General features: G+C 58.5%; 22 protein-coding genes. 10 read left to right on the top strand and 12 right to left on the bottom strand.

All coding sequences use genetic code 11. The features are described from left to right. The first annotated feature begins 48 nt into the window (after positions 1 to 48). A complete protein-coding gene (locus tag ACMX25_RS35505; RefSeq protein ID WP_414954555.1) occupies positions 49 to 1,182 on the top strand; it encodes an MBL fold metallo-hydrolase in 1,134 nt (377 codons plus the stop codon). Between the two features lie 41 nt (positions 1,183 to 1,223). Here the strand turns inward: ACMX25_RS35505 and ACMX25_RS35500 are convergent, their stop codons facing one another. Then, positions 1,224 to 3,158 (bottom strand): SMP-30/gluconolactonase/LRE family protein, encoded by a 1,935-nt coding sequence (locus ACMX25_RS35500; protein ID WP_414954554.1) that lies wholly within the window; start codon positions 3,156 to 3,158, stop codon positions 1,224 to 1,226. Positions 3,159 to 3,720: 562 nt separating this feature from the next. Here ACMX25_RS35500 and ACMX25_RS35495 point away from each other — a divergent pair. Then, on the top strand, positions 3,721 to 4,473 hold the full coding sequence (locus ACMX25_RS35495; RefSeq protein ID WP_414954553.1) for a hypothetical protein: 753 nt from the start codon (positions 3,721 to 3,723) through the stop codon (positions 4,471 to 4,473). Then, positions 4,466 to 5,116: an RES family NAD+ phosphorylase gene (locus ACMX25_RS35490; protein ID WP_414954552.1), complete on the top strand. Its 651-nt coding sequence runs from the start codon at positions 4,466 to 4,468 to the stop codon at positions 5,114 to 5,116. Before ACMX25_RS35495 ends, ACMX25_RS35490 begins: the two co-directional genes overlap by 8 nt. 29 nt (positions 5,117 to 5,145) lie before the next feature. Here the strand turns inward: ACMX25_RS35490 and ACMX25_RS35485 are convergent, their stop codons facing one another. The 9 genes from ACMX25_RS35485 to ACMX25_RS35445 form a co-directional block, all read right to left on the bottom strand. Then, positions 5,146 to 6,804 carry an AMP-binding protein gene (locus ACMX25_RS35485; RefSeq protein ID WP_414954551.1) on the bottom strand — a complete coding sequence of 553 codons (1,659 nt, stop codon included), beginning with the start codon at positions 6,802 to 6,804 and terminating at the stop codon, positions 5,146 to 5,148. Between the two features lie 60 nt (positions 6,805 to 6,864). Next, complete coding sequence (locus tag ACMX25_RS35480; protein ID WP_414954550.1) at positions 6,865 to 7,260, bottom strand: RidA family protein; 396 nt, start codon at positions 7,258 to 7,260, stop codon at positions 6,865 to 6,867. Next, entirely contained in the window at positions 7,257 to 7,733 is a 477-nt protein-coding gene (locus ACMX25_RS35475) for an acyl-CoA thioesterase (RefSeq protein ID WP_414954549.1), read from the bottom strand. The genes ACMX25_RS35480 and ACMX25_RS35475 overlap by 4 nt, the downstream gene beginning before the upstream one ends. Next, positions 7,733 to 8,938 (bottom strand): acyl-CoA dehydrogenase family protein, encoded by a 1,206-nt coding sequence (locus ACMX25_RS35470; RefSeq protein ID WP_414954548.1) that lies wholly within the window; start codon positions 8,936 to 8,938, stop codon positions 7,733 to 7,735. The genes ACMX25_RS35475 and ACMX25_RS35470 overlap by 1 nt, the downstream gene beginning before the upstream one ends. A gap of 1 nt (position 8,939) precedes the next feature. Further along, positions 8,940 to 9,803, bottom strand: a complete 864-nt coding sequence (locus ACMX25_RS35465; protein WP_414954547.1) for an enoyl-CoA hydratase family protein — start codon at positions 9,801 to 9,803, stop codon at positions 8,940 to 8,942. Positions 9,804 to 9,837: 34 nt separating this feature from the next. Further along, complete coding sequence (locus tag ACMX25_RS35460) at positions 9,838 to 10,377, bottom strand: MarR family winged helix-turn-helix transcriptional regulator (protein ID WP_414954546.1); 540 nt, start codon at positions 10,375 to 10,377, stop codon at positions 9,838 to 9,840. Beyond that, on the bottom strand, positions 10,374 to 11,156 hold the full coding sequence (locus ACMX25_RS35455) for an SDR family NAD(P)-dependent oxidoreductase (protein ID WP_414954545.1): 783 nt from the start codon (positions 11,154 to 11,156) through the stop codon (positions 10,374 to 10,376). The genes ACMX25_RS35460 and ACMX25_RS35455 overlap by 4 nt, the downstream gene beginning before the upstream one ends. An 8-nt stretch (positions 11,157 to 11,164) precedes the next feature. Beyond that, positions 11,165 to 13,495: a bifunctional salicylyl-CoA 5-hydroxylase/oxidoreductase gene (locus ACMX25_RS35450; protein WP_414954544.1), complete on the bottom strand. Its 2,331-nt coding sequence runs from the start codon at positions 13,493 to 13,495 to the stop codon at positions 11,165 to 11,167. 247 nt (positions 13,496 to 13,742) lie between these two features. Continuing rightward, positions 13,743 to 15,158: a hypothetical protein gene (locus ACMX25_RS35445; protein WP_414954543.1), complete on the bottom strand. Its 1,416-nt coding sequence runs from the start codon at positions 15,156 to 15,158 to the stop codon at positions 13,743 to 13,745. Between the two features lie 745 nt (positions 15,159 to 15,903). On the opposite strand from ACMX25_RS35445, the gene hpnJ reads away from it, so the two are divergent. The 3 genes from hpnJ to ACMX25_RS35430 are packed head-to-tail and all read left to right on the top strand — an operon-like array spanning position 15,904 to position 19,651. Next, complete coding sequence (gene hpnJ, locus ACMX25_RS35440) at positions 15,904 to 17,325, top strand: hopanoid biosynthesis associated radical SAM protein HpnJ (protein WP_414954542.1); 1,422 nt, start codon at positions 15,904 to 15,906, stop codon at positions 17,323 to 17,325. Between the two features lie 43 nt (positions 17,326 to 17,368). Further along, on the top strand, positions 17,369 to 18,604 hold the full coding sequence (gene hpnI / locus ACMX25_RS35435; RefSeq protein ID WP_414954541.1) for a bacteriohopanetetrol glucosamine biosynthesis glycosyltransferase HpnI: 1,236 nt from the start codon (positions 17,369 to 17,371) through the stop codon (positions 18,602 to 18,604). Positions 18,605 to 18,640: 36 nt separating this feature from the next. Beyond that, positions 18,641 to 19,651, top strand: coding sequence for a lysylphosphatidylglycerol synthase domain-containing protein (locus ACMX25_RS35430; RefSeq protein WP_414954540.1), 1,011 nt, complete (start codon positions 18,641 to 18,643; stop codon positions 19,649 to 19,651). 12 nt (positions 19,652 to 19,663) lie between these two features. Here ACMX25_RS35430 and hpnK read toward each other — a convergent pair whose 3' ends face one another. Next, on the bottom strand, positions 19,664 to 20,530 hold the full coding sequence (hpnK, locus tag ACMX25_RS35425) for a hopanoid biosynthesis-associated protein HpnK (RefSeq protein WP_414954539.1): 867 nt from the start codon (positions 20,528 to 20,530) through the stop codon (positions 19,664 to 19,666). A 1-nt stretch (position 20,531) separates the two neighbouring features. Next, positions 20,532 to 21,827, bottom strand: coding sequence for a bacteriohopanetetrol glucosamine biosynthesis glycosyltransferase HpnI (gene hpnI / locus ACMX25_RS35420; protein ID WP_414954538.1), 1,296 nt, complete (start codon positions 21,825 to 21,827; stop codon positions 20,532 to 20,534). A gap of 322 nt (positions 21,828 to 22,149) precedes the next feature. Here hpnI (ACMX25_RS35420) and ACMX25_RS35415 point away from each other — a divergent pair, with 322 nt between their 5' ends. The 4 genes from ACMX25_RS35415 (at position 22,150) to ACMX25_RS35400 (ending at position 25,713) form a co-directional block, all read left to right on the top strand. Beyond that, positions 22,150 to 22,716, top strand: a complete 567-nt coding sequence (locus ACMX25_RS35415; protein WP_414954537.1) for a cytochrome b — start codon at positions 22,150 to 22,152, stop codon at positions 22,714 to 22,716. A gap of 416 nt (positions 22,717 to 23,132) precedes the next feature. Then, a complete protein-coding gene (locus tag ACMX25_RS35410) occupies positions 23,133 to 23,672 on the top strand; it encodes a hypothetical protein (RefSeq protein WP_414954536.1) in 540 nt (179 codons plus the stop codon). Beyond that, positions 23,669 to 24,331: a response regulator gene (locus ACMX25_RS35405; RefSeq protein WP_414954535.1), complete on the top strand. Its 663-nt coding sequence runs from the start codon at positions 23,669 to 23,671 to the stop codon at positions 24,329 to 24,331. The genes ACMX25_RS35410 and ACMX25_RS35405 overlap by 4 nt, the downstream gene beginning before the upstream one ends. Further along, positions 24,307 to 25,713: an ATP-binding protein gene (locus ACMX25_RS35400; RefSeq protein ID WP_414954534.1), complete on the top strand. Its 1,407-nt coding sequence runs from the start codon at positions 24,307 to 24,309 to the stop codon at positions 25,711 to 25,713. The genes ACMX25_RS35405 and ACMX25_RS35400 overlap by 25 nt, the downstream gene beginning before the upstream one ends. Positions 25,714 to 25,766 lie beyond the last annotated feature (53 nt).

The following is a 25,766-nucleotide window of genomic DNA, read 5'->3' as shown; positions in this document are numbered from 1 at the left end:
ACACTGTGCAGTCTACTTTCCCTACTTTCGAAATTGGGACGCCATTACATGACATCGTTCACCGGTTCTATCCGCCGTGCCTTGGGGCTAACAGCGGCGCAACGCGGCCGCGAATCATTTGACTCGTCAACGCAGCACAATGGCGAGCGCTTCCGTAATGTCAGCCCTCGTCCCGTGGAAGGAATCGGAAAGACCCTGGGCATTGCATGGAATCTGTTGTTCAAGAAACCCGCCGGTACTGTGCCATCAAGCCCTCTGCCTGTCGATGCGCTGACGCGCGAACAGCTTGACGCGGCGCCGGATCGCAGCTTGTTTCGCCTCGGGCATTCAACCATGTTGCTCAAGCTGCGGGGTCAATTCTGGCTGACCGATCCGGTCTTCGCCGAACGTGCGTCGCCGTTCAAACGGTTTGGTCCAAAACGCTTTCATGCCCCGCCCATTGCGCTCGCTGACCTGCCGCCGCTGCGTGGCGTGATTCTGTCCCACGACCATTACGACCATCTGGACCGCGAGACGGTCCTTGCGCTCGCGAACACCACGGGCATCTTTTTGACGCCGCTCGGCGTGGGCGATCGGCTCATCGAATGGGGCATCGACGCGTCGAAGGTTCGTCAGTTCGACTGGTGGCAAGGCGTTGAGATCGACGGCATCACTTTCACGGCAACGCCTTCGCAGCATTTCTCGGGCCGCAGCCTCTTCGATGGCAACAGCACCTTGTGGGCATCGTGGGTTATCGTCGACGCCGATCTGCGCGTGTTCTTCAGCGGCGATACAGGCTACTTCGACGGCTTCAGGACGATCGGCGAACGGCTGGGTCCATTCAACGTAACGATGATCGAGACGGGTGCCTACGACGCCCAATGGCCGTACGTGCACATGCAGCCTGACCAAACCGTGCAGGCCCATCTCGATCTGCGCGGCGACTGGCTGATGCCGATCCACAACGGCACGTTCGATCTCGCGATGCATCGCTGGCAGGATCCGTTCGAGCGCGTGACGGGGCTCGCCGCCGCAAGTGGCATTCTGCTCACGACGCCGCGCATGGGAGAGCGGCTTGACCTGGCCGCGCCGCACCGCGGTCAGCGGTGGTGGCGCGAGACAGCGGACGTCGCGCAAGAGCCGAGGACAACGCGGCGATGGTTCTCATGCCGGAATGCAAGCGAAGTAAATTCGCAGGGCTAAGCATTCACTGATCATTCAACGAAGCTCGCCGTCAAATACAGCTACGACCCCGGCGTCCATCGATAAACAATGAGATTGGACTGGTTGTAGTTGTCCTTCGTGACCACGTACTCGCCGGTCGACCGCAGATATGACCTCAGGCCATACATTGAATCGACGTTATTGCCTACATCCACGGCAGCGGGGTTGCTATTGGTGAAGGTCGTGTCCAGGTTACCCGTGGAGAGATTGAAGGCGTCAATGTTAGGCACGGTTCCTACATACCCGACGAACAGATAGTTGCCGGCGGCCGTGATCGATTTCGGATTGGGGCTGGTCAGGTTGATCACCGGATTCGGTGCGCGCTGGTTACCTGCAAGCCAGCCGTGATACACCTCGACCCGTGTTCCTATCGAGGTCCAGTCTGTACTTCCGACTATGCCTTGCGCCAGGATCATGGTGTCGCTCTCCGGGAGGTAGATGATCCGCGTCATCGGCCAGATGGACCTCGGCGTGGCATATGCAACGCCCGCTCCCCAGCTCGGTTTGCCGTCGGCGTCAAAACCGGTCAACGGATAGTAGTAAATGCGGTTCGTGCGGTCCGGGCCGGCCCAGATGTTTCCGTTGCTGTCGAGACAAAATCCTCCCGTGATCAATGCAGTGGCATTGAACGCCGTGCCGGGTAAAGATCCATCGGGGATGGCGATGTAGCCATTGGCCGCGTTGAAGTGGAAGAAGTAAAAAATTCCCGGATTCTGGCCGGCCGCCACCATGATCCGGTTTGCGCCGACCGTGGCAATTTGCGCGAAGTGCTCGCCGCGCTGGGTGTCGCTCATATCGATGCGTGGATCGGACGGATAGTCGATCGGATCGACCGTGTTCGCCACGAACGTTCCGCCCGCGCCGCCCGTGTAGATATTGAAGCCGCCGTAGAAATTGGCGCCGTCTGTCGCGGGGTCGGGTGCGCCGTTGCCTTCAAAGTTTAACGCCTGAAGCGTCCACTGCAAGGTGCCTGAACTGTCGTAGGCGTGGATGTCGGTAGTGCCGTTGCGGCCAAGATCCCACGTTCCACCCCACGGGTTGTTGAGGACATACAGATTGCCGGTGGCGTCCTTGCCAATGCCGGCAACGCGGGTGAAGCGCTTGTCCCCGACCTGGCCCTTGATGCCCGTAGTCGTGTCCAGATACCCGCCCTGAATGCCGAACGTGCCGACCTGCGTTGGCTGACCCGTGCTCGCCGCGGTCTGATAGATCTTGATGTTCATGTCGGGCCCTTCGTCGCCGACCAGAAGCTGTCCAGCCGTTGGATCGAAATACAACGCGCTCGGGCGGGACGTGGCGGGCATCTGGATCGTGTTCAACGCTGCGCCGGCCGCGCTGAACTCGACGATCGTGCCGGCGTTCTGCTGCGCGACCCAGACGTTGCCGGCGCTGTCCACGGCGAGCGCTCCGGGCGCTGCCACGTTGATATCGCTTTGCCAGACACCGTCGGTGGTAAAGACGCGGACGCGATTTCCAGGGAAGTCGCTCGCATAAAGAAGGGAGCCCGATGTCGCGAGTCCGGTCACGACATCACCCCGCGTCTGGGTCGTTGTCGCACTGACGGGGATGGAAAGCTCGCGTGTTTTACTGGTTCGGTTATATCGCCCTACCCAGCCGCTGCCGTTGGTCCTGTCATATTGCAAGGCGGCAAAAATCGAAGTTGCGTTACCCGTAATGGCGCTGCCCTGGAATTCGTTATGAATTCCGATGGACCCCATGTTCTGGCGATTGCCGTAGATAGCAACGCCGCCTTCGTTTTCGTCCCAGAGGGAAGCGGTATAAATAGTCCCCTCGGGCGCAACCCATATGGAGCGGGCGCCATTACCGACATAAGTGGAATTCGTTCCGTATGTGTTCGCAACCCAGTCAGTGGTGTATTGCGCCTGACACTCCGGCACAATTGCCGCGATCAATACAGCGGCGGCAAATACCGCACGAATGCGCTTTTTTAACATGAAAATTGGTCTCGTAATGTTCGCCTAATCCAGATGCAGAATGCGCAGGCGATAACACCCCTAAGCCCCGCGACCCGTGGGTCGGCGCTTGATTGGGTTAAACGTAAAAATTAAACGGGGCACTTATGGAATTAAGAGAATCGGCACGGTCAATGTAGTGCTAGAAGGCATATGCCAAGTAATCCTTACGCTATAAGGCTCGAATCCCGAAACCCTCCGGTAGTTACTTTGCGCATACCGCAAAAATATCGCCATACCTAATCGTATGATGAAATATTCTAAAATGCATCGATAAAAAATCAAAAATAAATTCCCAATCCTGATTCGACGTCATAAGCGTGAATTAATTCGACGTGATTGACGGAACGGCAAACGCCGATTTATGCCAGTCATAGAGAATTGACCGATTCAATTGATTACTTAAAAACACTTCAGCAGGCGGCAGGTCAAACACATCGCAGATCCCCGGCGCAGCGGCAGCGTCGTGTCCCGCCAGATTGCTGTTGTGAGAATTGTGATGTATATTTACCTACTCACAATTCTCCACAACGGCGGAGGAATCATGGCAAGAGCCCAGGGTGCGCATCGTCAGCCTTCAACGGCGGGCAAAAAAAACCGCGAAACGCCGACAGCGCGTCAATCTGCCTTCGCGCAGCGCGAGCTGCCTGAAAACGATCTGCACGAACTGGAGCTCATTGTCCTGAAGCTGGACGCTACGCGCGCCGCGGCGCGGATCATCCTTGAGCAGATCGGCGAACCTCGGCCCGGCGGACCCAGGATCGGTTTATTACCAGAGCACGCGGGGGATTCGTGGACCGAGTTCATGCTGGCTCAACGCGTCCGTATGATCATCAACGAGCAAGAGCGAAGCGCGCTGCAAGACCTTTTCGATGCAACGCCTGTACGCCGTCTGTCACCGGCAAGAGCGGATCTCGAGCGCAAGGCCATTGAGGCCGTGCTATCCGGTACCGAGTGGCTCACGGCGCAGGAAGTCGGACAGCGGCAGAATCCTGACGCGACGAACCAGCATGCGGTCGCCAGTCGCTGGAAGAAGGAAGGCAAGGTGTTCTTCATCGAGCACAAGGGCGTGACTCTGTACCCAAAGTACATCTTCGATGAATTCGGAAATCCGGTTTCCGAAGTGGCCGAGGTGTTGAAGATTTTCCAGGGCTACCGCCCGTTCAGGATCGCGTCGTGGTTCGAGTCGACCAGCAGCATGCTGCGTGGCAAGCGGCCTCGCGAGGTTCTCGGGACTGACCCGAAAGCCGTGGTGGAAGCGGCCCGGGATCAGGTTGTGGGACCGGTGCATGGTTAGCCGACTGAAGCCTCCGCCGCAAAAGCCGTTTCCACTGCTCCGTGTGCCATCCGGTATCTGGTATCGCGTCCATGATCTCGACCCGCGTACAGGAAAATACACAGCCGCCGCCTTTAATGACTCGGGGCGCGGAAATGCCCGCTTCAGTCCGCTAAGAAGACCGGACTCAGGTGACGTCATTCCTACCATCTACGCAGCTAGCACAAAGCGCGGCGCCATCATGGAGACCGTCCTGCACGACGTGCCGGTTCCGGCGTCAGGATACATACACGATATTGAGCGTGATCTCGTCTCGAACCTTCACATGAGCTCGATCGAAGTGCAGGAGCTCCGTTTGGTCAACCTCACCTCGACCGGTTTGCGGGCGGCCGGTCTGAAGCATTCGGATCTGTTCGATGACGACAAGCTGGACTACCCCCGCACGCGTGAATGGGCGGCGTGGTTCTGGGCGCAATATCCGGACGCGCAAGGTCTTGTCTGGGTATCGAAGCAGGATAACCAGTCGAAGGCGGTCATGTTGTTTGGTGACCGGATGAGCGAGCCCATTGCAGACCTGGATAGCTCGTCGCACATCAGAGACCACGAGGATTTGATCATCGAGCTGCTCGTGGAGATGGACGCTTCGGTGTCGCCGGCCGCGTAGAGTGCCCGGCGTTCGCTCACCCGCTCACATCAGGACGCCGCCAGTGCCCGCAATGCAAACCGCTTCAGCTTGCCCGTCTCGGTGCGAGGCAATGCGTCAATAAACTCGATCGCGCGCGGATACTTATACGGTGCGATCTGTTCCTTTACGAAGGTCTGCAACTGGACCACCAGCGCGTCACTCGCTACAAATCCTGCGCGAAGAACAACAAATGCCTTGGCAATTTGTCCGCGCTCGTCGTCGGCCACGCTAACCACGCCGCACTCCGCCACCGCTTCATTTAACAGCAGCGCGCTTTCTACTTCGGGCCCCGAAATGTTATAGCCCGCCGAGATGATCATGTCGTCGGCCCGGGACTGATAATAAACGTAACCATCGGCATCGATACACACTGAATCGCCCGGAAGATTCCATCCATCGCGGACAAATCTACCCTGCCGCGGATCACTCAGATAATGGCAACCGGTCGGACCTTTGACCGCGAGCATGCCGACCTCGCCAACGGGAACGGGCTGCATATTGTCATCCACGGCCTGCACCACGTAGCCCGGCACCGCGCGCCCGATCGCCCGGTCGCGCGCCTGCGCTTCGGCGGTCGAGACAAAGATGTGGATCATTTCAGTGCTGCCAATGCCGTCGATCATTTGCAAACCCGTGGCTTGCCGCCAAAGCTTGCGTGTGGCGTCGGGCAACGCCTCGCCCGCCGAGACGCTTTTTCTGAGCGTCGATAAATCAAAACGCGAAACAAGTCCCGCCATTTGCCGATAAAACGTCGGCGCCGTGAACATGATGGTTGCGCGAAAACGCTCGACCACTTGCAACAGCGTCTCCGGCGCCAACTTCTCGATCAATACCGTCGATGCGCCTGCGCGTAACGGAAAGCACAACAAGCCGCCCAGCCCAAAGGTGAACGCGAGCGGCGGCGTGCCGCAGAATATGTCGTCGGCAGTGGGCTTGAGGATATGGCGCGGAAACAGGTCGCACATCGCCATCACGTCGCGATGAAAATGCATGCAGCCCTTCGGCATTCCTGTTGTGCCGCTGGTGAACGCGATCAGGCAGACGTCGTCCGCAGCGGTATCGACCGCCGTGTATTCGGCAGGTTGAAGCGCGGCGATAGTATCGACGGAATCGAGGCCATCGTCGTGAAAGAGCCTTGTTTGCAGCAGGCTTTCGCAAAAGTATGCGCTCGATGGATCACTGCATTGCTTGAGCTCATCGACCAGGCGCGCGTCGCATAGCGCCGCCGAAACCTGCGCTTTATCGATGATCTGCTTCAGTTCCTTGGCACGCAAAAGCGGCATGGTGGGCACCACCACGAGCCCCGCCTTCAACGACGCAAGCCAGGCGATCGCCATGTGCAGCGTGTTCGGTCCGCGCAGCAAGATTCGGTTACCCGGCACCAGTCCCATCGCTCCAGTCAGCACGTGCGCGGTCCGGTTCACGCGCGTGCGCAATTCGCCATACGTGGTCGCGTACGGAGCGCCGTCGACGTCGGACCATATCGCGGGTCGCGCGCCCTGCTCGCGCTCCGGATGGTCATCGATGATCCGGTCGAGCAATTCGACCGCGCAATTCAGGCGCGCCGGATAAGAGACGTCGGGGTTGTCGAGCAGAAACTCCGGCCACTCGCTGGACGGCGGCAGGTTGTCGCGGGAAAACGTATCGACGTGAGCCGATGATTCCATGATGAGCTCCGAGTACAACGAAGTAAGCGACTAGCTAAACGACAAGACAAGCGGCGTTAGTCAATCCGGAATAACGGCGGTGGCTTCGATCTCCACCTTCGCTTCGTCTTCAATGAGCGCGACCACTTGCACGGCGCTCATCGCAATGTCGTAATTGCCGATCAGTTCCCGAAACGCACTGCCCACGTCCCTCAGCGCAGCGACGTATTCACGCTTGTCGATCACGTACCAGGTTAAACGCACAAGATGTTCCGGACGCCCGCCTGCCGAGTCGAGCACCGCGACTATGTTGGCCAGCGCCTGGCGCGCTTGTGCTGCGAAGTCCCTGCTCTGGAACTGGCCTTGTGCGTCCCAGCCAATCTGTCCTGCTATGAAGACCTGCGTGCCGCGCGCGGCAACACCATTTGCGTATCCGCGCGGCTTGACCCAGCCGGCTGGGAGCAATGCTTTTTTCATGACCGCGTTTCCTTGAGTTCGTCTTTAGCTTCGTCTTTTACTTCGGCAAGCGACGAAGGGTTGAAGCGTGTCAACGCGGCACGGATGTCGTCGGGAATATCGATCGACACCCCGGATTCAAGCGACGTTGTCACCAGCACCTGACGCGCAAGAAAGCGCGTTTCGCCATGCGACTGTGCGTCAATCACAATGCCGACAGAACGAGCACCAATCCGATCAAGCGTCAGCGACAGCACGAGCGTGTCGCCCATCTGACTTGGCCTTGAAAACGTGCAATCGAGCTTCACGATCGGCAGGCCGACGCGGCGCTTACTAATCATCGCCGCGTAGTCGATGTGGAGTGCTTCGTTGAACCAGTCCTCGACAAGCGCATTGGTCATTACGAGGTACTGCGGGAAAAATACGATGCCGGCGGGGTCGCAATGCGAAAAACGAATGCGCACCGGCCGCTCGAAATGGGTCGATGTTTCCATCACGCGTTCCTCGCGGCATGCGCCTTGAGCAGATCGCGGCCGACAATTAATTGCTGCACTTCGGTCGCGCCTTCATAGATGCGCAGCGCGCGGATCTCCCGATACAGTTGCTCGACCACCGCACCGCTTTGCACGCCGCTGCCGCCCCACAATTGCACGGCCGCATCGATAACCTGCTGAGCGCCCTCGCTCGCATGCCACTTCGCTAATGCAGCTTCACGCGTGACCGATTTACCGGAATCGCGCATCCACGCGGCCCGATAAACAAGCAACGCGGAGCTGTCAATAGTGAGCGCCATGTGCGCCAGCTTCGCCTGCGTCAATTGAAAATCGCCGAGCGTCTGCCCGAACATCTTGCGCGACGCGGCACGTTCGATCCCTTCGCTCATGGCTCGCCGCGCGAAGCCAAGCGACGCCGCCGCAACGGACGTCCGAAAGATGTCGAGCGTGCGCATTGCAAGCTTGAAACCCTCGCCGCGATTTCCCAGTAAAGCGGTACGCGGCACACGCGCGTTTTCGAACGAAAGGCGCGCTAAGGGATGCGGCGCGATCACATCGAGGCGCTCGGCGATGCGCAGTCCTGGGGTATCGGCATCGACGATAAACGCACTGATACCACGTGAGCCCGCCGCCTCGCCGGTACGCGCAAACACCACGTAAAAGTCCGCGATGCCACCGTTTGAGATCCACGTCTTCTCGCCGTCGAGCACATAAGAATCACCGTCCTCGCGCGCGCTGAGCGCGAGCGCCGCGACGTCAGAGCCGGCGTCCGGTTCCGTCAACGCAAACGCCGCAATAGCCTCGCCGCTTGCCACCCGCGGTAAATAGCGCTGCTTTTGCGCTTCGTTGCCGGCAAGCGAAATGGCGCCCGATCCAAGTCCTTGCATCGCAAGCGCGAAGTCCGCTAGACCACTGTGGCGTGCAAGCGTTTCGCGCAGCAGGCAAACGGCGCGCGCGTCGATGGTGTCGCCGTGTCCGCCGTAAGCCGTGCCGCCAATGCCATAACGCAACCAGCCAGCCGCGCCGAGTTCACGTACAAGACGACGGCAGATTGCATCGACGTTCGAATGATTGGCATGCGTATCACCGAGATGTTCCGATGCCCACGCGTCAACACGCGCGCCGAGTTCACGATGCCGTTCTTCGAAGAACGGCCAAGCGAGGGCATCGTGGAAAGCGGGAGATGATGTTTGAGGATTGGCCAACTCAGTCTCCCTCGAACACGGGCCGCGTCTTCGCAGCGAATGCGCGATACGCGCGCCCGAAATCATTCGTCGCCATGCAGATTGCCTGAGCCTGCGCTTCGGATTCGATAGCGTCGTCAATGCTCATGCTCCACTCCTGGTGCAGCATCTTCTTCGTGATGCCATGCGCGAAGGTGGGTCCCGATGCAAGATCGAACGCGAGCGATTGCGCTTCGCGCAGAACGTCGTGGGGTTCGCATAGACGGTTATAAAAGCCCCACGCTAAACCTTCGTCGCCACTCGCGGAACGTCCGGTGAAAAGCAGTTCGGCCGCCCTTCCCTGACCAATGATGCGCGGCAGGATCGCGCATGCGCCCATGTCGCAACCCGCCAGCCCCACACGAGTGAACAGGAACGCGAGCTTGCTTCGCGCAGTGCCCAGGCGCATGTCCGAAGCCATCGCGAGGATCGCGCCCGCGCCCGCGCAGATGCCATCAACGGCTGCAATAATCGGTTGCGGGCAATGGCGCATCGCCTTGACAAGGTCGCCCGTCATGCGCGTGAACATGAGCAGCTCGGGCATGGGTAGATCGACGAGCGGTGCGATGATGTCGTGCACGTCGCCACCTGAGCAGAAGTTGCCTCCGGCACCATGGATCACGATGCTCTTAACATCGGTGGCGTAAGCAAGCTGGCGGAACAGGTCGCGCAATTCCGCATACGATTCGAACGTCAGCGGATTCTTGCGCTCGGGCCGATCAAGCGTGATCGTGCCAACGCCTTGCTCTACGGCCCAGCCAAAGTGCTTCGCGCGATAGTCGCCAAGTGTGGTGCGGTTACCGGCAAAAAGCGCGGTGGTTCCGTCGTTCATCAACTGTCCGTTCATCGAACGTCTCCGTATTTGTGTGGGTCGCCAGGCTTCAGGAATCCGTGCGCTCGCGCAAGTGCTGCTTGAGCTTGCCGAGCTTCTGATGCATGCGTGCCTTGTCCGCCAGCGGCAAGCCGCCGAACAATTCGACGACCCATTGTTCATGTGCGCGCGCCATGCGATCGAACGACTCGCGGCCACGCGCGGTGAGGCGCACGGCAAACGAACGGCGGTCATTCGGATCGGTATCGCGCACGACAAATCCTTCCTTTTCCAACTGATCCGTGAGACCTGTCACGTTGCCACCGGTGACCATGAGACGTCGCGACAGCTCGTTCATCTTCAGGCCTTCAGGATGGCGCTCGAGTTGCGCCATCATGTCGAAGCGCGGCAGCGTGGTGTCGAATTCGGCGCGCAGGCGGCGGCGCAGTTCGGCCTGCACAAGATTGGTGGTGGTCAGCATGCGCAGCCATAAGCGCAGTCCCATGTGACTGTCGACACCGGTGCTCATCTCAAGGTCGACGACGTTGCCGGCGGCCTTGGCCTTTTCGGGCGCGGCAGTTTTAACCGTGCGGGCAGCGGGCTTGTTCACATTACTTCTCCACCTGAAATGGAAATGGTCTGACCGGTAATCGATCGTGACTCCGGCAAGCACAGCCATAACGCGGAGCTGGCGACTTCATCCGGCGTCACGAAGCGACGTTGCGGATTCGATCGCAGCAGTGCTTCGCGTGCCTCGTTCTCGCTACGTCCGGTCTGCGCAACGATCTTTTCTATCGACTGTTCGAGCAGACCTGTTTCCGTATAACCGGGACACACGGCGTTGACGGTCACACCACGCGTGGCAACTTCCAGCGCCAGCGAACGCGTCATCCCGATCACGCCATGCTTGGCCGCACAATAGGCGGCAACGTACGCATAACCGACCTGACCCGCCGTACTCGCTACGTTGACAATGCGCCCGCTGCGACGCTCAAGCATTGCCGGTAGAACTTCTTGCGTGCAGAGAAACACGCCGGTCAGATTCACATCGAGCATGCGTTTCCACAGCGCCAGATCGGTCTTTGTGAACGGCGCCGCTTCGGCTTGTCCGGCGTTATTGACGAGGATGTCGATAAACCCATGTTCGCGCGCAGCAGCAAACGCAGCAGCGACGGAATCGGCGGACGTGACATCGACGCTCTGCACATGCACGGTTCCTGCTTCGCTCAGGACTTCAGCCTGATAGGCGAGCCGGGTCGCATCCCGGCCCATCAGCGTGACCTGCGCGCCCGCGCTCACCAGCACATGCGCTACGGCAGCGCCAATACCGCTGCCACCGCCTGTGACCACCGCGTGCTCGCCTGTGAGTGGTTTCGTATTCGTGTTCATGCCCGGGTTCATGCTTCGCCCTCCGCATGCTGCGCGCGCTCGCGTTCATAACCGCGCTCGAGTTGCGACTTTGCGGCGAAATATTGCTTGGGCCAGGTGATATCGACGTAACCAATCTTCGCGGCCTGATCGAGCGTCCACGAAGGATTGGCAAGATGCGGACGCGCCACCGCGCAAAGGTCGGCGCGGCCCGCTGCGATGATGCTGTTCACGTGGTCCGCTTCCGAGATCGCCCCGACCGCGATGGTGGCAATGCCTGCTTCGTTACGCACACGATCCGAGAAAGGCGTCTGGAACATGCGGCCATAGACCGGCTTCTCTGCCTTGCTCACCTGTCCCGACGATACATCGATCATGTCCGCGCCTGCCTCCTTGAATGCTCGTGCGATCAGCACGGCGTCGTCCGGCGTGATGCCGCCCTCCACCCAATCGTGCGCCGAGATACGCACCGAAATGGGCTTGTCCTTGGGCCACGCTGCACGGATCGCGTTGAACACTTCGATTGGAAAACGCAGACGGTTTGCGGCCGAACCACCGTATTCATCGTCTCGTTGATTGGTAAGCGGAGAGAGAAAACCGGACAGCAGATAACCGTGAGCGCAGTGCAGTTCAAGCCAGTCGAAACCGGCGCTCACCGCAAGCTCGGTTGAGCGCACGAACTGCGCCTTGATCTCTTGCAGATCATCCGTGGATGCAGCGCGCGACCATTGGCTGATGCCTTTCAAATACTGTTGCCGGGATGCCGATACGACAGGCCAGTTGCCCTCATCGAGTGGCTTGTCTATTCCTTCCCAACTGACGCGCGTGGATGCCTTCGCGCCGGCATGACCCAACTGAATGCCGATCTTTGCATCGCTCTCACGATGCACGAAATCGACAATACGCCGCCACGCGTCACGTTGCGCGTCGTTGTACAAACCAGGGCATCCCGGCGTAATTCGGCCTTCCGGCGAGACGCAGGTCATCTCGGTCATCACCAGTGCCGCACCGCCCATGGCGCGTGCGCCGAGATGCATCAAATGGTAGTCACCCGCAATGCCATCGACAGCCGAGTACTGGGCCATGGGAGACACCACCACGCGGTTTTTCAACGTCACGCCGCGCACGGTGAAGGGTGTAAACATTGGCGGGACGGAACGCTTGCTGCTGTCTATATCGAGTCCCGAACGCTGCGCGATCCAGTTTTCAAACTCGGCGAGATACGCGGCATCGCGTGAACGCAGGTTTTCATGAGAGATGCGCTGCGAGCGCGTGAGCAACGAATAAGCGAATTGCTCCGGTTCGAAAGATGCATAACGGTCCACGTTTTCGAACCATTCGGTGGAATTGCGCGCGGCGTTCTGGATGCGCAGGACACCGACGCTGCGTACGTCCGTATAGTGCTCGAGCGCGGCGGGAAGATCGCCCGGATGCGCCGCGATGCTGTTCGTCAGCTCGATTGCATCTTCAAGCGCGAGCTTGGTGCCGGAGCCGATCGAGAAGTGCGCCGTGTGCGCGGCATCGCCCATCAGGACCACGGGCGTCACGCTGCCATCGCCATTCGTGCGGTTATGCACCCACGTTTCATTCACGATGCGCGGAAACCTGATCCATTGTGATGAGCCGCGCAAATGTTGCGCGTTGGACTTGAGCGCGTGGCCATCGAGATACCTGGCGAAGAGCCGTTCGCAGAATGCGATGCCGTCCTCCTTGCTCATTTCATCCAGGCCGGCTGCACGCCAGACCCGCTCGGGCGCTTCCACGATAAACGTAGACATGTGGTCGTCGAAACGATACGCATGCGCCTGGAACCAGCCGAACTCGGTCTTCTCGAACGCGAACGTAAAGGCATCGAAGAGCTTGTCAGTACCGAGCCAGACGAAGCGGCAATCACGCAAGTCGACGTCGGGTTTGTAGGTGGCCGCGTACTTGGTGCGTACGACGCTATTGGCGCCATCGCACGCAATGATGAGGTCGGCGTCGTAGGCTTCGTCGCTAGTCACTTGCGTTTCGAACACCAGCTTCACGCCAAGCGCCTCGGCACGCTCCTGAAGAATGTTCAACAGGCGCTTGCGGCCGATACCGCAGAAACCGTGTCCGGAGGAACGCTGCGTGCGGCCGTTGATATGGATGTCGATGTCATCCCAGTGATTGAATGCATCGAGAATGGCTGCCGCACTCGCCTCGTCCGCACGTTGCAGATTGCCGAGCGTTTGGTCGGAGAACACTACGCCCCAGCCGAAGGTGTCGTAGGGGCGATTTCGCTCCACTACCGTCACATCGTGAGCGGGATTTTGCTTCTTCATCAGCAAGCCAAAGTACAGACCCGCGGGGCCGCCACCAATACAAACGATGCGCATTGTGCGCTCCAGGCTGAAGGGTCAGCTTAATTTAGGCCTCGATAGTTTAGGTGTCAAGTAAATTTGTGAAATTTGGCGGGCGGGCGGCAGATGAAACTGGTTGGGTGCGGCTAGCAGAAGTCGACGCGAAGCGGTCTCTCTCAATTTCCCGAAACGGACGTTGGCCGTTGCTACAATTTTCATTGGGGGGGTCACGCCCGAAGCCCCTGTTCTCCTCAAGGGGGTTCGCAGGACTCAAGCGCAGCGGTCATTGCCGGGGAAATAGCTGTTCTTGAGGCGGGTGAACTAAGGACCACAGCGACTCGAATGCCTGGTCGGCGTTTCTGGGAATGATGGTTTCGTTAGCTAAACGTTCAAGGTCTTCGCAGGTAACAACATAAATTCCCTTGCTAGATGCAATTTCTTCGTCCGTCAGAGCCTCGCGCTTCATTGTTGTAACGACGACTGGCAGAACTTTCAGATGGGGGTTGCCTGTCTGCTTTAGCTTTTCTAGTAAAGCCGCCGCTCGGGCAAGTAACTTGGATAACTTTCCATTGTTATTGATCGCTCCTGTTGTGCATTCGATAACCGCAATGTTGCCATTTGGACTGACGGCAAGTAGGTCGGCAGCATCGGTTGTGAAATGGCTCGAGAGCGGATCGACGGCGAAGCCGTACATGAACATCAGGTTGCCGACACCCGCTTCAAGCACACGAGCATCTTGCTTGTGTGATTTTGCATCAAATAAAGATTTCTTTGTTCCCTCGAGCTCGGGATCGAATACCTCATGCATCGAACGACGAACATTCGCCGTATTGTCGGGGTCGGTAATCCAGCCCTGGTGCATCCAACGACCTTTATACGACGCAAATCCCTGGATGACTGATCCGTTTGGCACTTCGATATCGACGGAGCCTACGACCACATACTCCCCGTCATCTGACCATGTCAAATCGCTAGAATTGAACGATCCTCGCTCTGTCGCTTTCGCAACTGGGGCTTGCACTCGATAACCGAGCCTTGCTTGCGTACGATCGACGTCTTTAGCAACACGAATAGCCAAATGGGCAACACCATTCTGTATGCGCGCGCGCGGACCCAGATCTACGGCGACGACTCCTTCAGCCGTGACATCAAGAGAGCAAACGTCCCACCTCAAAGGGTACAAATGCAATTCGCCCGCCAACTCAACGATTGAGTCGTATGGCATCGCTCCTGAGCGAAGATCGCTCTGGAATTCTGTTAGACGATTCTGGAAAACGTGTGAGCCAGTCGATATCGACAGCCGCAATGTATGGATGACGGGTGTATAGAAATTCGGCGGAAACTTCTCAAGATAGGTCGAGAAACTGCTGTGAGGTTGCGCGTAGCGCCCAAATCGTAGGCAACCAATGGGCGTCTCAACGCCATCACCTCTTAATGCCGTGATCAAGCTCAGATAGTCGATGCCGAGTTTGGATAAGGGTAACGAACAACCGCATATGGATGGTGTTTTGACAGCGAGTTCCGGCAGCGATTGATTTCCAACTCGATGATAGATGTGGCCTTGAGCAAGCTCAAGACCGTCCGCCCCATCAATCGCAATAAAACTGAAGTTCGTGTGCTTGTAGGCATCGACGCCGGTTGCGTACAGCAACGAGAACTCATCCAGTTTCTGCTGCTCATAAGGGGGGAGCGGCTGCATTTCTAGCCCCTCTAAAGGGATCGGTCATGACGGTTTCTCTCGTGGCTCAGCCTGCTATGCGCTTTCAGTTCGATTGCAGTGTCGGTTGGGCTTGTTTCGCGCCGCCGGGGAAACGTCAACCTCATGCATACCTAGTGGCGCGGCGATGCGACAACTGCACTTGGGCGATTGTCGACGATTTTGCCTCGGACGTCGAACGGCCGGTCATGGCCGCTATGCGCCGGTCCGGGAAGCGTTGGCCTCCAGCGCATTCCGGCGCCTTTGCCAGATGTGCCCGACCGGGGTTTTCAATTCCTTGTGCTTCGGCGAATGACGTGACACGGCGGCTACCCAAGATACTAATGTTGTCGTCGACACCCGTGGGTTCGGCTCGACATGCGACCGGCTTTTGGGCTTAAGGCAGTCGGCAAACTCAAGTTTTGATGATGAGCTATCTGACATACACACGGGAAAAGCTGATCCCGAATTCCTTGCTTTCACGCCAACGTGACAACAGCCGGACGTTTGGCTTTCGGTTTGGATGCGGACCGTAATACGCCCCTAAGTTATCGGCGAGATAGTTCAAGTATGCTGACCTCCGGCATGCAACTACGCTTGCAAACAGTCGTGTCATGGGAAACCAGCTCGCCCAAGAAAGTCCCAAAGATCGCACGTCAAACATCAAGCCATGCTAAGCATTCTCGCCCGTGCGACAGGTCGTGGGCGATACGAGCCAGCCTTGCGCCGGCAAACTCCCGGAGCACTTATGAAAACGCTTTTCCTTCAAGCACCTTCATTCGACGGCTTTGATGGCGGAGCAGGTTCGCGTTATCAGACAAAGCGCGAAATCCGTTCATTCTGGTATCCCACCTGGCTCGCCCAGCCTGCCGCCTTGATCGAAGATAGCCGCGTACTGGATGCTCCTGCGGACGGCCTGTCCGTGGAGGCGACGCTCGACATCGCGGAACAATACGAGCTCGTCGTCATTCATACGAGCACACCCTCGTTCCCGACCGACGCCCTGTTCGCCGAACATCTGAAACAACGCACGCCTGCGATTCTTGTGGGAATGGTCGGTGCAAAGGTCGCCGTCGATCCGCACGGTTCGCTCGGCGCCAGCAACGCGATCGACTTTGTGTGCCGGGAAGAGTTCGACTTCACCTGCCGGGATATCGCGCAAGGCTTGCCGTTCGAATCCATTCCTGGCCTCAGCTACCGCCTGCCCGATGGCGGGATCATGCACAACGACGCGCGGCCCATCCTCGAAAACATGGATGAGCTGCCTTTCGTCGCGCCGGTCTACAAGCGCGATCTGAAGATCGAAAACTATTTCAGTGGCTACCTCAAGCATCCGTATGTATCGATCTACACCGGACGTGGATGCCGATCGAAGTGCACGTTCTGCCTCTGGCCGCAGACCGTTGGCGGTCATCGCTACCGCACACGCTCGGTCGACAATGTGCTCGCGGAAGTGAAGTGGATCAGGGACAACATGCCCGAGGTCAAGGAGATCATGTTCGACGACGATACCTTCACCGACTTCAAGCCGAGAGCCGAGGAGATTGCCCGCGGCATGGGCGAGCTGGGTGTGACCTGGTCCTGCAACGCCAAAGCGAACGTCCCGTATGCAACGCTCAAGGTCATGAAGGAGAATGGTTTGCGACTGCTGTTGGTCGGCTATGAGTCCGGCGACGACCAGATTCTCCTGAACATCAAAAAAGGCCTTCGAACCGATATCGCACGCCGATTCAGCGAGGATTGCCGCAAGCTCAACATCAAGATCCACGGCACGTTCATCCTGGGACTGCCGGGTGAAACGCACGAAACGATTGAAAAGACCATCGAATATGCGAAGGAGATTAATCCGCACACCATTCAAGTGTCGCTCGCCGCACCCTATCCCGGGACCACGCTATACAAGCAAGCGATAGAAAACGGGTGGATGAAGGAAAACAAGGTGATCAACCTTGTCAGTTCCACGGGCGTTCAGCTTGCAGCAATTAGCTATCCTCACCTGTCGAGCGAAGAGATCTATCACAGCGTGGAAGAGTTCTATAAGCGCTTCTACTTCAGGCCCGCGAAGATCTGGGAAATCGTGCGGGAAATGCTGGTGAGTTGGGAAATGATGCATCGGCGCTTGCGCGAAGGTGTCGAGTTCTTCAGCTTCCTGAGAGCGCATAAAGCATGAGCAGGCGCGGGGATCAAAGCAGCGCAAGACCATTGCTGGCGCGATGAAATATCAAATCTGGATCGCCTGCGTGGTCACGCTTCTCTCGTCCACGGCATTGCTCGCGTTTCTTTTGCCGGGTGACTTCGCGCATTGGGTACAAAGTCCCGCGATCTGGATCACCACCTCATGCGTAACGTTCGGTATCAGCTACACCGTAGTAGCAACGTTGCTTGTGCGGCGCTTCTTCGCGCGCCCTGTCGTTGAAACAACGGCGTTCCCGGCGGTGACCATAGTGAAGCCGTTGCATGGCGCCGAACTCGCGTTGATGCAGAACCTGATCTCGTTCTGTCAGCAGGATTACTCCGGTCCCATTCAGTTTCTGTTCGGCGTGCACGACTCACGCGATATCGCTCTCGACGTGGTTCGCCGCGTGCGCACACTTTTCCCCAATGCCGATATCACCGTGGTTTCGGACGCACGCTTGTATGGGCCGAACCGGAAGATGAGCAATATCCTCAACATGCTGCCCGAGGCGCGTCACGATATTCTCGTTTTCGCGGACAGTGATGTCGCAGTTGAGCCCGACTACCTGCGGCGCGTGATCGGTGAGTTGCATCAGCCCGGGGTTGGCCTCGTGACATGTTTGTATCGTGGGCAACCGGACTCAGGGTTCTGGGGCGGTCTTTCCGCGAATGCCAGCAACTATCAGTTTTTGCCCAGCGTCGTCCTCGGTCTTGCGTTAGGCATGGCGCGTCCTTGTTTCGGCCAGACGCTCGCCATGCGCCGCACGACATTGGAAAAAATCGGTGGATTCTCTCAGTTCGTGCATCACTTGGCAGAAGACCATGCCATTGGCGAAGCCGTGCGACTGGCGGGCGAAAAAGTCGTTGTACCCGCATTCGCGGTGACACATGCGTGCGTGGAAAAAAGCGCAGCGGAATTCATAGCACACGAGCTGCGATGGAGCCGGACGATTCGCACCGTCGACCCTGCCGGTCATCTTGGCTCCGTACTCACGCATCCGTTAGCGTTTGCATTGCTGAGCGTAGTGGTATCGGGCGGTGAGGTCTGGGCGTGGACCACGGTGGGCGCGGCGATCGTCGCGCGATTCGCACTGAAAGTGCAGATGAATAGAGCGCTAAAGCATCCGTCCGCAGGCGTCGCGCTGTTGCCGATCTGGGATCTCGTGTTGTTCGCGGTCTATTTGTTGAGCTTCTTTTCATCACACGTGGTCTGGCGTGGGTTCAACTTTACGGTGGGACGAGATGGCTTGCTCATTCCGGTCATCGAAAAATGAAAGAGCGGCGAAAATCATGATGTCGATGGAGCCAACTTGAAGCGCTATATAGGAGCCGCTGCGGCGCTATCCGGATTGATGACAGCCGGGTGGCTGGTCGCCCATGAAAACCCGGGTGCTGTAATTGCGCTCATGCGCACGGCAGGTTGGGGATTGAGCTTCGTTGCGATCGCGCATGTGCTGCCCATGATCGCGAATTCGCGCGACTGGCAAACGCTGGTTCGCGGCGCCCACCGGCCCTCGCTTGGCAGGATGCTGCACCTTGTATGGATCCGCGAGTCCGTCAACAGCATGCTGCCCGTAGCACGTATTGGCGGCGAGGTGGTGTCGTTCCGATTGATGACACGCAGCGGCTTGCGGCCCTCGACAGCGGCGGCGAGCATTATTGTCGATATGCAGTTGACGGTCATCAGCCAGCTCGTGTTTACATTGGGTGGCATCGGCTATCTGGTCGCACAGTCGAGCTCAAGCTTGCTGCGCCTTGCAGCCGAACTTGGGCTTGGTGCGGCCGTCCTCGCACCCTTTCTCATTCTGTTCGCGTTGGTCCAGCACGCCAGCCCTTTCGAGCGCATGGCCCGGCTGATAAACAGCCTATGCGGTGGTCAGCTTGCAGCACTCGTGGGACAGTCGGGCCGCATCGATCAATCGATCAAACTCATCTGGCGCCGTCGCGGTGTCATTCTCCGATATGTCTTCTTCTGGCAACCTTCTCAGTGTGTGCTGACTGCTTTTGAGCTATGGCTCGCGCTGTATTTTCTCGGTGTAACGGTCGCTTTCCAGAAAGCGATCGTGCTGGAACTGCTGATCCAGGCGGTGAGCAGCGCCGCGTTTTTTGTGCCCGGCGCGCTTGGCGTTCAGGAGGGCGGGTTTGTGCTTATCGGAGGCGCGTTGGGTCTTGACCCGGCGACGAGTCTCGCCCTCGCCGGCTCGCGCCGCATCCGCGACCTGATCGTCTTTTTACCGGGTCTGGCCGCATGGCAAGTCGCGGAATCGACAGGAATGTCCCGAGGCATTCTGCGTTCCCGCGACGCAAGCATCAGCCCTTGAGGGCAAGCGTTACTAATCAGTTCGCCTTTCAATGTGTCGCGGGCATCGAAACGCGTCGGGAAAAATATCGGCGAATCCGCCACGCACTGCGCCCGTGGCATGCATCGCCGCAGCTACGCGCCGTGAGAGCAGCGCAGCGAGTTCATCGGCGGGACGATAACCGGTCATGGATTGCGTAACAGGCTCCGCGCCCTTGCCGGCGATCGCCGGATGTGAATAGATCTCGGTGACACCATTGGGCAAATGTTCCAGCGCGCTTATCCACGCTGCTTCGTCCATCCGGCCGCTTTGCGTCATGCCGATGACGTGATCGTTATGCACTATGCCGTGATGATCGAGCCTCGCTTTCACCAGCGTGGTCCATGGCCTGAGACCGCTTGGTGCGCCCGATTCAAGCGGCAGTCGCATGGCGCGCATGCCGAACTCGCTCCCGACTTTAAGTATCAGCGAAAGTATCGTCGGATGAAGATGAAAGTGCTTGTGCGTGTTCACGTGATCAAGCGGCAGACTCGTTGCGGCGAACGCTTCGAATTGGGCTCGAATCTCTTGCTCAAGCTGAGAACGCACACGTGGCAGAAAGAAGAACCGGATGCCATCGCGCACCATGGCGTCGCCGAAGCGGCCCGCATGATTCACGAGGTCTGGTATCCGGGACGCATTCAGCGTTGCGAAGCCATCCGCCAGCACGAGATGCAAACCTACGCGCAGGCTGGGCAGCCGCTGCGCCCGCTCGATGGCATCCGCCGCTGCGCGAGCACCGACCATCAGGCTCGCCGACGTCAGCAAGCCTTCACAATGGGCGCGTTCGACCGCTTCGTTCACGCGCGGATGCACGCCGAAGTCATCTGCGTTGATGATCAATCCACGTATGCGACTCATGTTAGTGGGGCAAGTTGCCATCGCCAGTAATGGGCGCATCCGGCCGCAGCGTTTTCATGCATGACCTTGCGTCAGGATGCCAGGTTCTATCGAAGGCTTCCGGACCGTCCGGCTGGGTCTTGCCCTCAAGATCATCGTCGATACGAATCCGGCTGCCGCGCCAGACCACATGCGATCCGAACGCCGCGACGGCCCACTCTGCCCACAGGAGCAAATCCCGCAGGGGAATGAGCGGCAAATCGCGCAGGAACACGCGCCAGTCGCGTGCGCGACGCCAGTGCAGCAAGATGCGCGCGCTCACGCCGAATGACGTACTTAGATCTAGCAGCATATCTGCGACTGATGCCGCGCGGGTTCCCGTGCTCTCGTCGTAACCGAGGCCAAGGATAAAGCTCGCCAGGAGCCACGGCGACGCGAACGAAATCAGGATAAATGCGAAGCCAAGTGGATGAACCAGGCGGATAGTGCGCAACCACCGCTTCTCGCGTTGCCACAGCGAGCGAAAGTCACGTTCGGTTACATCAGTGGAAACGACAACTTCCGATAGATACGTACCTAGCCCCAGTTTCCTGACTTCGTGCGCGATGGAGTAGTCGTCGGCGATGCAATTTTTCACTACTGTCAAGCCGCCGATGCTATCGAGCGTCTCGCGCCGCATCGCGAGCGTCGCACCGAAACCGAAGCGCTGCGATCCCGTTGCGTGCGCGAGATACACGGAAGGCGCGAACCACTCATCAATGAAGAGCGCGCCCAGGCGGCTCCAGAAATTTCCCACCCTCCGGGCGCGATACAGGCACGTCACAATGCCGACGTCCTTTTGTTCAAGCGGTGCAATGACGTTCACGAGGTAGTCCGGCTTGACTGCAATGTCACTGTCGGCCACGACGATCACCTCATTGCGCGCACTTTGCTCCATATTGATCAGGTTGCTGACCTTGTGATTCGTTCCGTGGAGCGACGGGTCCACTACCAGAGTGATGTCTACATGGGGATAAGCGGCGTGCAAGCGCGCGACCACTGCGACAGCTGGATCGAGATTGGACGAGACGCCGAAGATCAGTTGAAAGCAGGGATGCGTTTGGTCGCAGAAGGTTGCGAGGTTCGCGTAAAGACGAGGCTCGAACCCGCATAAAGGTTTCAGTACGCTGACTGGTCGCGGCGTGACGTCGCGTACGCCATTGGCGTACCGGGGCGGAGAGCCGTGGCGAACCAGCGCTACCAGCGTGATGTAACAAGTCGAAAAACAGCACAGCGCAATCAGGATCCATTCCGTCGCGAGCAGCGGCGTCCAGGTCATCGCAATCCCCGTAAAAAATATTGAGTGCGGTGCAAGCCAAACGTAATTGTGGAAACGAACACGCGTGCGCGCAGCGTTTTGTTCAAGCCGTGAGACGACTTTTGAGCATAGGATGTGAGTCGGCTGCGTCAGATCATAGATACAGATTTAATGGACACAATTAGCGTGGCCTTACATAGCTATCCGATCGCGAAGCGCTGATGCGTGAAATGACATTGCGATGCCCGCGCGTGCAGATTGCAAAATTCGTCATGGGCCGCTAAGCCTTTCCTAAGTCTTCGGGTTCAGGTTGCTGGCTCCACACCCATAGAGGCAAAGCAAGATGCGGCCGATCCAATTAAACACGCCATCAACCTATAGCGGACCCGCGCGCCTCTTCCACTGGGCAACCGTGTTGCTTCTCGCAGGGCAATATGTGATCGCGTGGACCATGCCCGATGTGCATCGCGACACGCAACCCATAGAGTTGATCGCGTGGCATTTATCGGCGGGAATGTTGATCCTGCTGTTGGTTGCCGTGCGGGTCATCTGGCGCATCACGCATCCTGCGCCGCCCGAGTTGCCAGGCATTCCCCGCTTCCTTGCGGGTGTTGCACGCCTTACGCACTGGCTGCTTTATTTCCTGCTGATCGCGCTGCCGTTGATGGGATGGGCTAATGCGTCGTCCAGAGGCTGGCGAACCTTCTTGGGCGGAATGGTGCCCTTGCCTCCGTTGTCATCGCAAGGATCGCCTTTCGGACACTCCCTCGGTGACTGGCATCAAGTCTTCGCATGGGTGCTGCTCGCGCTCATTGGATTGCATGCGACTGCAGCGCTGTTCCATCATTTCGTTCTCCGCGATGCAACCCTTCGACGCATGCTTCCCGCTAGCCGGACAGTGCGTAAGTAAATGCTGGCGGAGTAGTCATGAGAAGCGGTTTTATTCGCAGTTGGTCGCGGTCGAAGCAGTTCCGTGTATTCAACGCTAAGGCAGGTCTTGATCGGCACGGTTGCCGCAGGGTTCACGTTTGGAGTAGGAGGATTGTTTGGCATATCGATGTCCTGAAGCAGCTGAAACAATTTGCAAGAATAAAATCCGCGAAAAACGCCGATTTCACACACTATGTAAGCCCTTGCTAATTATCGTTGCGCCTTCCGAATCTATCATGGGGTGCGGGTTGGCTCCAAACTGAGGAGACCAACAAATGAACCACACATACAACCGTTCCGGCAGCGACCGGCCAACCCGCAACTTCCCTTTCCGACATGCCTCACCATGCCGTGTCGGAAACGTGGGTTCTTCCATGAGTCCGAGGATACGGTGTCATGTCTAACGGTTGGTTGGACGGTATGGGAACGGTCGCCGGGATTTTGCTCGGCATTGCGATCCCGGCCCAGGAAGCCATACGCGCACACAAGGCAATCGGGGCGCTGCTGGCCGAGCGCATCCAGGCGACCACGGATGCGTTTGATGCCGCAAATGCACTTGCCCAGCAAGCGATATGTGCGTTGTGCGGGCCCGTACCCGAACGCACTCACTTTGCCACGACTTATAACCGCTCGTACATCGAGCATGTGCTCAAACGCGTGGAAACAGCGGCAAACGAAGCAATTGGCACCGCCCCCAAAAGCGCGACCGCTTTCGTCAATGCGGTGTCAGGCGCGCGAGCCAGCACGCGCGATTTCTTTGATAACCTGAGCGCAGCAAATCTGGCTAAGTCCACGCCGCAAGCACTGCATGGCTTGTCGGACCGCCTCACCCGGGATCTGCGCGAGCTTCATGTAGCAAGCGACCGTGCACTGAAAACGCGGCATGTCGGCATGTCCGCCATCGGCGCAATATGCGCGCGCTGGAACCCCCGATGAAAGTACTGCTCGTAGAAGACGACTTGATGATTGGCGAGGTGGTCAGAGACGCCCTGAAGGATGCGGCGTGCGCCGTCGACTGGGTTCGCGACGGTTCGCAAGCGCTCAACGCGGTCAACGTTGGTTCATACGAAGCGGTTTTGCTCGACCTTGGTTTGCCACGGGTTGATGGCATGGACGTGCTGAGTGCCATCCGAGTCAGCGACAACACCATCCCCGTATTGATCATTACGGCCCGTGACGCGGTCGCGGACCGCATTCGTGGCCTGGACAGCGGTGCCGACGATTACGTCCTCAAGCCATTTGAAATGTCCGAACTGCTCGCGCGCTTGCGGGCTATTGTGCGTCGCCGCGCGGGCGTCGCTGCACCGGTGCTGACCAATGGCATCATATCGCTGGATCCCGCAACGCACGAAGCGCGCTCTCCCGAGACTTCAGTGCGGCTCTCCGCCCGCGAGTTCGCGTTGCTGCACGCATTGCTGATCCGTCCAGGCGCGATTCTGTCGCGTACGGAACTGGAGGACCGCATCTACGGCTGGAATGAGGAGGTCGAAAGCAACGCGGTCGAATTCCTGATTCACTCGCTGCGTCGCAAGCTGGGCAGCGATACGATCAAAAACGTCAGAGGTGTGGGATGGATGGTGTCAAAAGGCGGTTAGGGCAATCGCTCCAGTTGCGACTGTCCATATGGCTCGCAATCGCCGTTCTTTTAAGTGCCGTCGCGGCCGGTGTGTTCTCGTTCAAGGCCGCGTTCCACGAAGCCAACGAAATCCAGGACCTGCAACTCAAGGAAGTGGCCGCGCTCGTCACGGCGAACAATGTTCAGCTCATGGAGGAAGGCTCCATGCACTATGTGCCAGACTTCGAAGCAGAAGCGAAAGTCGTGGTACAGAGGCTGTCCAATCGCAGCGTCCAAGGGTTGGCGGACCTGCCGCCTGCGCTTCCCGACGGCATCCAGACCTTGACCCTGAATGGCCACGAATGGCGCATCGTAGTTCGTACCTTGGCGCCGGGTGTTCGCGTGGTCGTTCGCCAGCAAACTTCCGACAGAAACGAAATCGCCCGCAACAGCGCTGTCGCTACGCTCATCCCCTTTGTCGTACTGGCACCCGTTTTCATCGGCGTGGTGTTTCTGCTGGTCGGGCACATGTTCAAGCCCCTCAGGCGACTCGCCTCTGAGCTCGACGCGCGCCCGGATCACGATCTGTCCGAGATAGACGTGACCGGGGATGCGAAGCTTCCTGCTGAGATCATTCCGTTCCTCGTCGCCAATAACCGCTTGCTTGGGCGGGTCGCTGAGTCCGTTGCACTGCAACGCCGGTTCGTAGCCGATGCCGCGCATGAACTGCGCTCGCCGCTCACCGTGCTGTTGTTGCAGGCGGAGCGGCTTGATTTGTCGGAGATGTCGAGCCAGGCGCGCGAGCGCTTTACGGGTTTGCGCACCGGCCTGATGCGCACGCGTGCGTTGGTTGAGCAGTTGCTGACGCTGGCGCATGTGCAGGAAGCAAACGGTGTTCAAGCATGTCAGACTCCGGTCGCGCAAGCCTTTCGGCTGGTGCTTGAAGACCTGATTCCCATCGCGCAGGCGCGAGAGATCGACATCGGAGTCAGCGGTGAGGCGGACGTCTGGGTTCCCGCAAGCGAAGCAGATCTGGGCACGATGCTGAAGAACCTGGTTGATAACGCCATCCGCTACACGCCGTCCGGTGGCCGCGTCGATCTGTCGATACAGACCGCAGATAACCGCACGTCGATCGTAGTCGAGGACACTGGACCGGGTATTCCTGCGGATGAGCGAGACCGGGTGTTTGACCGGTTTTATCGCGTGCTCGGGACGGGCCAAAGCGGCTCTGGGCTCGGGCTGTCGATTGTCCACACAATTGCAACCCGTATCGGCGCGTCCATTACGCTAGGCGATGCGACTTGGCGCGATGGTCGCGGCGGACTTCGCGTCACACTGACGTTTCCAGAGATGGACCAACCTGCTGCGCCAGCCGAGTCCGATCACAAACGCCCGATGAAGTTCGAGCCTGTTGCGTGAAGCCGGCGACGGCCGTGCACCCGCTGCCGATACTCGCCAATGCTTGTAACTAG

It is taken from the genome of Caballeronia eucalypticola, assembly GCF_047608185.1.
In the GTDB taxonomy this organism is placed as follows: Bacteria; Pseudomonadota; Gammaproteobacteria; order Burkholderiales; family Burkholderiaceae; genus Caballeronia.
Note: the sequence above shows the minus strand (reverse complement) of the source record. Positions and strands in the feature narration are given on the sequence as shown.

Coding starts and splice junctions, on each gene's coding strand:
- ACMX25_RS35415 (WP_414954537.1), top strand. CDS start 22,150: ATGCGGCCGATCCAATTAAACACGCCATCAACCTATAGCGGACCCGCG.
- ACMX25_RS35410 (WP_414954536.1), top strand. CDS start 23,133: ATGTCTAACGGTTGGTTGGACGGTATGGGAACGGTCGCCGGGATTTTG.
- ACMX25_RS35500 (WP_414954554.1), bottom strand. CDS start 3,158: ATGTTAAAAAAGCGCATTCGTGCGGTATTTGCCGCCGCTGTATTGATC.
- ACMX25_RS35400 (WP_414954534.1), top strand. CDS start 24,307: ATGGATGGTGTCAAAAGGCGGTTAGGGCAATCGCTCCAGTTGCGACTG.
- hpnJ (WP_414954542.1), top strand. CDS start 15,904: ATGAAAACGCTTTTCCTTCAAGCACCTTCATTCGACGGCTTTGATGGC.
- ACMX25_RS35465 (WP_414954547.1), bottom strand. CDS start 9,803: ATGAACGGACAGTTGATGAACGACGGAACCACCGCGCTTTTTGCCGGT.
- ACMX25_RS35480 (WP_414954550.1), bottom strand. CDS start 7,260: ATGAAAAAAGCATTGCTCCCAGCCGGCTGGGTCAAGCCGCGCGGATAC.
- ACMX25_RS35505 (WP_414954555.1), top strand. CDS start 49: ATGACATCGTTCACCGGTTCTATCCGCCGTGCCTTGGGGCTAACAGCG.
- hpnI (WP_414954538.1), bottom strand. CDS start 21,827: ATGACCTGGACGCCGCTGCTCGCGACGGAATGGATCCTGATTGCGCTG.
- hpnK (WP_414954539.1), bottom strand. CDS start 20,530: ATGAGTCGCATACGTGGATTGATCATCAACGCAGATGACTTCGGCGTG.
- ACMX25_RS35475 (WP_414954549.1), bottom strand. CDS start 7,733: ATGGAAACATCGACCCATTTCGAGCGGCCGGTGCGCATTCGTTTTTCG.
- ACMX25_RS35485 (WP_414954551.1), bottom strand. CDS start 6,804: ATGGAATCATCGGCTCACGTCGATACGTTTTCCCGCGACAACCTGCCG.
- ACMX25_RS35490 (WP_414954552.1), top strand. CDS start 4,466: ATGGTTAGCCGACTGAAGCCTCCGCCGCAAAAGCCGTTTCCACTGCTC.
- hpnI (WP_414954541.1), top strand. CDS start 17,369: ATGAAATATCAAATCTGGATCGCCTGCGTGGTCACGCTTCTCTCGTCC.
- ACMX25_RS35495 (WP_414954553.1), top strand. CDS start 3,721: ATGGCAAGAGCCCAGGGTGCGCATCGTCAGCCTTCAACGGCGGGCAAA.
- ACMX25_RS35445 (WP_414954543.1), bottom strand. CDS start 15,158: ATGCAGCCGCTCCCCCCTTATGAGCAGCAGAAACTGGATGAGTTCTCG.
- ACMX25_RS35455 (WP_414954545.1), bottom strand. CDS start 11,156: ATGAACACGAATACGAAACCACTCACAGGCGAGCACGCGGTGGTCACA.
- ACMX25_RS35450 (WP_414954544.1), bottom strand. CDS start 13,495: ATGCGCATCGTTTGTATTGGTGGCGGCCCCGCGGGTCTGTACTTTGGC.
- ACMX25_RS35405 (WP_414954535.1), top strand. CDS start 23,669: ATGAAAGTACTGCTCGTAGAAGACGACTTGATGATTGGCGAGGTGGTC.